The sequence below is a fragment of the Bacillus sp. JJ1127 genome (genome assembly GCF_036965845.1).
Taxonomy (GTDB): domain Bacteria; phylum Bacillota; class Bacilli; order Bacillales; family Bacillaceae_G; genus Bacillus_A.
Genome location: NZ_JBALQK010000109.1, coordinates 1 through 5,459 on the forward strand (window position 1 = coordinate 1; position 5,459 = coordinate 5,459).

Sequence of the window (5,459 nt, forward strand, 5' to 3'; positions counted from 1 at the left end):
CCCACCTAAAAAGAGGGGGGTATGTCGTTTTTTTAATTGATGTATATATAAAAATAAATATTTTCTACATCCTTTTAAAGAAAAAAGCCGTCAAATGACGACTCTTAGTACACAATTTCTAAATCTAAACCTGGATAATTTTGCTGACGGAACGCTTCATAAATTAAAATTGCTGCTGTATTTGATAAGTTTAATGAACGAACTTTATCTGTCATCGGAATACGTAAACAATGATCAAAATTTTCTTCGATTACGTTTGCCGGTAATCCATTTGTTTCTCTTCCAAATACAAAGTAGTAATCTTTTTCACGATTACTATAATCAAACGCTGTATGTGCCTTTTCACCATACTTTGTTAAATAGAAAAATTCACCATCTTTATTTTTTTCATAAAACTCTTCAATTGAATCATAATACGTAATTTTTACGTGCTGCCAATAATCTAGACCAGCACGTTTTAACATTTTATCATCCGTTGAAAATCCAAGCGGTCGAATTAAATGTAATTCTGTTCCAGTGGCTGCACAAGTACGTGCAATGTTCCCTGTATTTGCTGGAATTTCTGGTTGATATAAAACAACATGTACTCCCACGTGATATTCACCTCTATTTTTTGTCTACTACGTATTATACCACTTGAGCGAAAAATCTCTACCCATTAATAATATGAAAAAATTTATATTTCATTTGTGGTGTGTACTTACTCGAATCTTCATAATTCCAATAACGACGGCGACTGTTAGCAGAATGTGCATTTACAAGCGGCATACCATCCGCATCCTTTGCTACTACAATTGTTGTATGATTCCACCTTCCATCATCTTCAAAATCATAGGCAATTACATCTCCAAGTATAAGTTCTTCGGGTTTTTCCATTGCTTTAGCCTGAAGTCCTGCTGTAGCGCCTGACAAATACCAATAAAATGAATGAGCTACTGCCCAGCTCCAACTCCACTGATTTTCCCTTTGCCACCAGCCTTTACGAATGTTAGGATATCCTGTCATTGGTGTCTCCCCTGCATGTAGACACTGTGAAATAAAATTCGTACAATTATCAGGAAAATTGCGATATGCTGGGTTTCGATCATCCCACCAGCGTTCCGCATATTTAACCGCTTCTAGACGATTATATTGATATGAACTAGACTTCCCTTTCTTTCCCTCACGTTCTAGTGTTCCACTATTTACAGTTTCTTCTTTCATTTCAATAACATGATCTTTTGCAATACATCCATCTTTTAAACGCAAACGTCGTATTAATTGTTCCTCTTCAATATAAAATAATTCTTTATGATGGATTAAATATTTCAAATGTACTTGATAATCAACTTCTTGATATGCCCTGCTATTTAATTGTCTAATAAAAGAAACATCTGCTGTTGCTTTTACTATTTCAGCACCACGTTTTTGAAACAAGCTTTTTTTTCTTTGCAATACTTGCAATAAATCTGCAGGAATTTCATCTGCATTTATACGTTTATTTGTTATAAATGCTAAAAATTGTTTCATCTGTTTTTCAATATGTGATCTTACAATCATTTCCTCTCCCTCCCATATTACAATATGAAGAAGGGTAATATTATCTACTGTTTTTTCTGTGCCAACAATTCAAGTCCACGATTCATTTCATGAAGGACTTCTTCATCTTTCTCACGTTCCATTGCTTTTTCAATGGCTGCTCCTACTTCATCGCCGCCAATTTTACCAAGTGCCCATGCTGCGGTCCCCCGCATTACCGGTCTTGGATCATCTTTCATAACACCTATTAAATCAGGAATTGCTGCCGTTTCTTTAAAATGAGCAAGCGCTAAAATTGCATTTCGTTGCAGTGGTTTTTTCCCCCGCCACGATCCTGACATAATACCATACTTCTCTTTAAAATCTCGATTGCTAATCGTTAAAAGTGGTAATAATAACGGCTTAACTAACTCTGGATCCGGCTCCATTTCGGGATGATTATGAAAATCTTTCCCTTTATTTTTCGGACAAACTGTTTGACATGTATCACATCCGTATATACGGTTTCCAATCTTATCTCGATATTCTTCAGGTAAGAAACCCTTCGTCTGTGTTAAAAACGCAATACATTTTTTAGAATCCAATTGTCCGCCCTGTACAAGTGCTCCTGTTGGGCAAATATCAATACACTTTGTACAGCTGCCACACTGATCTTCTATCGGCTGGTCAGGGGGAAATGGTACGTTCGTAATCATTTCACCTAAATATACATAAGAGCCAAATTCAGGGGTAATAATAGAACAATTCTTTCCACTCCACCCAATGCCAGCACGTTCCGAAACAGCACGATCACTCAATTCTCCTGTATCCACCATTGACTTCACTTCTATATCTGGAAGTTTCTCAATTAAATATGCCTCTAATTTCTGCAAGCGGTCTCGTAAAACAAGGTGATAATCTTGTCCCCAAGAAGCTCGACAGAAAATACCTCTTCGCTCTCCTCGCTTACTTAACGGCGCATTTTTCAACTTTGACGGGTATGCTAACGCAATCGCAATAATTGACTTTGCACCAGGCAATAACAGCTGTGGATTTGTTCTTTTTTCAATATCAGGTTCTTCAAAACCAGACTGATAATTTAATTGTTGCTGCTGAATTAAACGCTGTTTTAATTCTTCAAATGATGAAGCACTCGCAAAACCTATTTTATCTATTCCAATCGTCTTACTATACGCTATTACTTCTTGCTTTAATTTCTCAAAATCCATGCTTAAGCTTCCTCCTACGATGAATACATACACCTCATCTAACAAGTAGCCACCTACTGTTGGTTAGCAATTCACTTCGTAATCATACTCTTTAATTCTATTTTCCCATAAAATTATCATTTCCAAACATTAAAAAACGCAATGCCTCGTTTATCTTAGAAACGAAACACTGCGTTGATCACAATTTATTATGAGAATATGAAATAAGATCTGGAGCGGGTGAAGGGAATCGAACCCTCGACCAGAGCTTGGAAGGCTCTTGTTTTACCACTAAACTACACCCGCAAATATGAAAAAACATAAGTCATTGAAATAACTTATGTAAAATATTATAGCATGTAACAAAAGTCCAAACAAGAATTTTATCGAAAAAAGTCGAAAAAGTGATGATATACTCATCACTTTTTCAATTCTTTATCAATTTCCTTTTTGATACTATCATAATCTGGATTCGCAAGATTTCCATTTACATATACTGAAGGAGCACCTGGTACTTTTAGTTTTTTTGCGTGATCTGAATCCTGTCGTACTTTATCTTGCATTTCCTTGCTATGTAAATCTTTTTTAAACTGCTCCACATTCACTTTCGGAAGTTTTTCCTTTACTATATTAAGAAGCAGTTCTTCTGTAATCCATTCTTCATTTTCTTTCTTCTGATTCTGATAGATTTCATTATAGAATGTCCAGAATGATTCTGGATCCTGTTTATAAATCGCCTCACCAGCAGCAGCACCTAAATCAGAATCTTTTCCGATAAATGGGAAGTTAATAAAATAAAACTTTACTTTACCTTTATTAATATAATCTTCTTTTAAACGAGGTAATACTGTCGAATCCCAAGTTCGACAAGCTGGACATTTAAAATCTCCAAATTCTACAATCTTAACAGGAGCATCTTCCTTACCTAAAGATTGTTGTGTGGAATAAGCAAACATCTCATCCCCTTTATCTTTCTTGTCATTTATAATACTATACACAATTGTCCCTATTACGATTAATACTGCGACAGAAAAAACAATACCAAGAACCATGATTTTGTTTGATGATTTCATATACATTCCTCTTTAAATTCATATTCTGTATACATTTTTGTATACATTACACATAATATCAATACTTATACAAGTCACGCAATGAACACGCTCACATAATTTCCAAAAACATAACAAATGTGACGATATTGTGTCCCCTTTTTTCATATTTTATTCATAAAAAAGAAGCTCCTATATAGGAACTCCCTTTAGCTTACAGCTTTTTCACGTGCTGTCTTTTGCATGGAATGCTCTGTTTTAATATCGTGACGAATCACTAATTTCTCACTTACAGCTTGCATATATTCATCATGATTAATGTATCCTTGTCGCTCCATTAGTTTTAAAACAACATTTCGTCTTTCTACTGCTTTATCATAATTCTCTGCAGGTGAATAATAGGCAGGTGCCTTTACTACAGCAGCCATCATAGCACTCTCACTCAATGTTAATTGATTGACCTTTTTACCAAAGTATAAATTTGCCGCCTTTTCAATTCCCCATGCACCTTCTCCATAATAAATATTGCTCACATATAATTTTAAAATCTCATCTTTAGTAAATGTGCGCTCAATTTTTTTTGTATAAAAAATTTCTTTCCATTTCCGAGAAAACGTACGTTCATTAGATAGAAAAACATTTTTTGCAAGCTGTTGTGTAATTGTACTTCCGCCCTGTACAACACCACCAGCTTTTATATTTTCAATAGAAGCACGCACAATTGCTATATAGTCTAAACCGTTATGATGATAAAACCTTTTATCCTCTGTCGCAATAAATGCGTGAGCTAGTGAATCTGGTATCACTAATTGAGTAGGTACATGTAACTTACTAATATCACTTCGTTCAATCATTACATTTCCGATAAATAATAATGTACAACTTAGTAATAATAATAAAATAATAGCTTTATAAAAAAATTTTGCAATCGGATTGAATGAAACTTTTTGGTGATAGTTTACCCTAGATAATACTCGTTCTTTCATCGTGCACACCTCTTTTCCGTACATCATATATAATTCTTAAATTAAGAATACATTTTCTTTAAAGAACGTCCAATCGATTTTTCTTACCTATACCTTACAATGTTGTAAGGTATAAAGTTAAACTTTAATCAATCGGGCTTTTACGGGCCGTTTATCTCTCACCTAACTTCTTTAGAAAAGCGGAAGCGGCTCGCTCAGAATCACAGGACATTGAAGTCCCAACAGAGAGGCGCTTTTTGCCTCGTCCGAGGGAGTGAAACGACCGAAGATTCTAGCCGCTAGAGTTGGACAATGCTTTCGCCAAATTTTGAGGTGGAAGTATTACTGCCCGCGAATAGCGGGATAAAAAACATATTGTATCACAATACCTCTTAACTTCCTATTCATATGAAAACTTGAATAGGAAGCCCTCATTCTTCTATTATATCATTTGAGATGCATCTGTTTTTTGAGCGGTGAACTGATTTTTTGACCAAGTTTCTTTATAACAGTATAACCATTATACAGAACAAACGTTCTATTAATCAATACTAACTTTCTAATTTCCGTTTCAAAATAACTATACTTTTAGTTTGACCTTTCTCCTTACATATTAGACGATTTTCTTTACACAAAAAGAAAGGTTAGTCGTTTGAGATGATCTCAAGCGACTAACCTATAGACCAACAAAAAACCTCTCTTTTTAAGTGGGAGAGAGCATCTATTCATGCATAGAA

Annotated in this window: 5 protein-coding genes and 1 tRNA gene; all 6 read right to left on the reverse strand. The window is 34.8% G+C overall.

Annotated elements, in window-relative coordinates; genetic code table 11:
* Positions 1-104 precede the first annotated feature (104 nt).
* The 6 genes from trmL to V7183_RS12290 all read right to left on the reverse strand — a co-directional run bounded on the left by trmL (position 105) and on the right by V7183_RS12290 (position 4,743).
* On the reverse strand, positions 105-593 hold the full coding sequence (gene trmL, locus V7183_RS12265; protein ID WP_097896614.1) for a tRNA (uridine(34)/cytosine(34)/5-carboxymethylaminomethyluridine(34)-2'-O)-methyltransferase TrmL: 489 nt from the start codon (positions 591-593) through the stop codon (positions 105-107).
* A 58-nt stretch (positions 594-651) separates the two neighbouring features.
* On the reverse strand, positions 652-1,539 hold the full coding sequence (locus V7183_RS12270) for an amidase domain-containing protein (RefSeq protein ID WP_097896616.1): 888 nt from the start codon (positions 1,537-1,539) through the stop codon (positions 652-654).
* A gap of 44 nt (positions 1,540-1,583) precedes the next feature.
* Positions 1,584-2,726, reverse strand: coding sequence for a tRNA epoxyqueuosine(34) reductase QueG (queG, locus tag V7183_RS12275; RefSeq protein ID WP_097896618.1), 1,143 nt, complete (start codon positions 2,724-2,726; stop codon positions 1,584-1,586).
* Positions 2,727-2,937: 211 nt separating this feature from the next.
* A tRNA-Gly gene (locus V7183_RS12280) sits at positions 2,938-3,011 on the reverse strand.
* Positions 3,012-3,124: 113 nt separating this feature from the next.
* Entirely contained in the window at positions 3,125-3,778 is a 654-nt protein-coding gene (locus V7183_RS12285) for a DsbA family protein (protein WP_141523279.1), read from the reverse strand.
* A gap of 188 nt (positions 3,779-3,966) precedes the next feature.
* On the reverse strand, positions 3,967-4,743 hold the full coding sequence (locus V7183_RS12290; RefSeq protein WP_335359702.1) for a transglycosylase domain-containing protein: 777 nt from the start codon (positions 4,741-4,743) through the stop codon (positions 3,967-3,969).
* Positions 4,744-5,459: the final 716 nt, after the last annotated feature.

Coding starts and splice junctions, on each gene's coding strand:
- queG (WP_097896618.1), bottom strand. CDS start 2,726: ATGGATTTTGAGAAATTAAAGCAAGAAGTAATAGCGTATAGTAAGACG.
- V7183_RS12285 (WP_141523279.1), bottom strand. CDS start 3,778: ATGAAATCATCAAACAAAATCATGGTTCTTGGTATTGTTTTTTCTGTC.
- V7183_RS12270 (WP_097896616.1), bottom strand. CDS start 1,539: ATGATTGTAAGATCACATATTGAAAAACAGATGAAACAATTTTTAGCA.
- V7183_RS12290 (WP_335359702.1), bottom strand. CDS start 4,743: ATGAAAGAACGAGTATTATCTAGGGTAAACTATCACCAAAAAGTTTCA.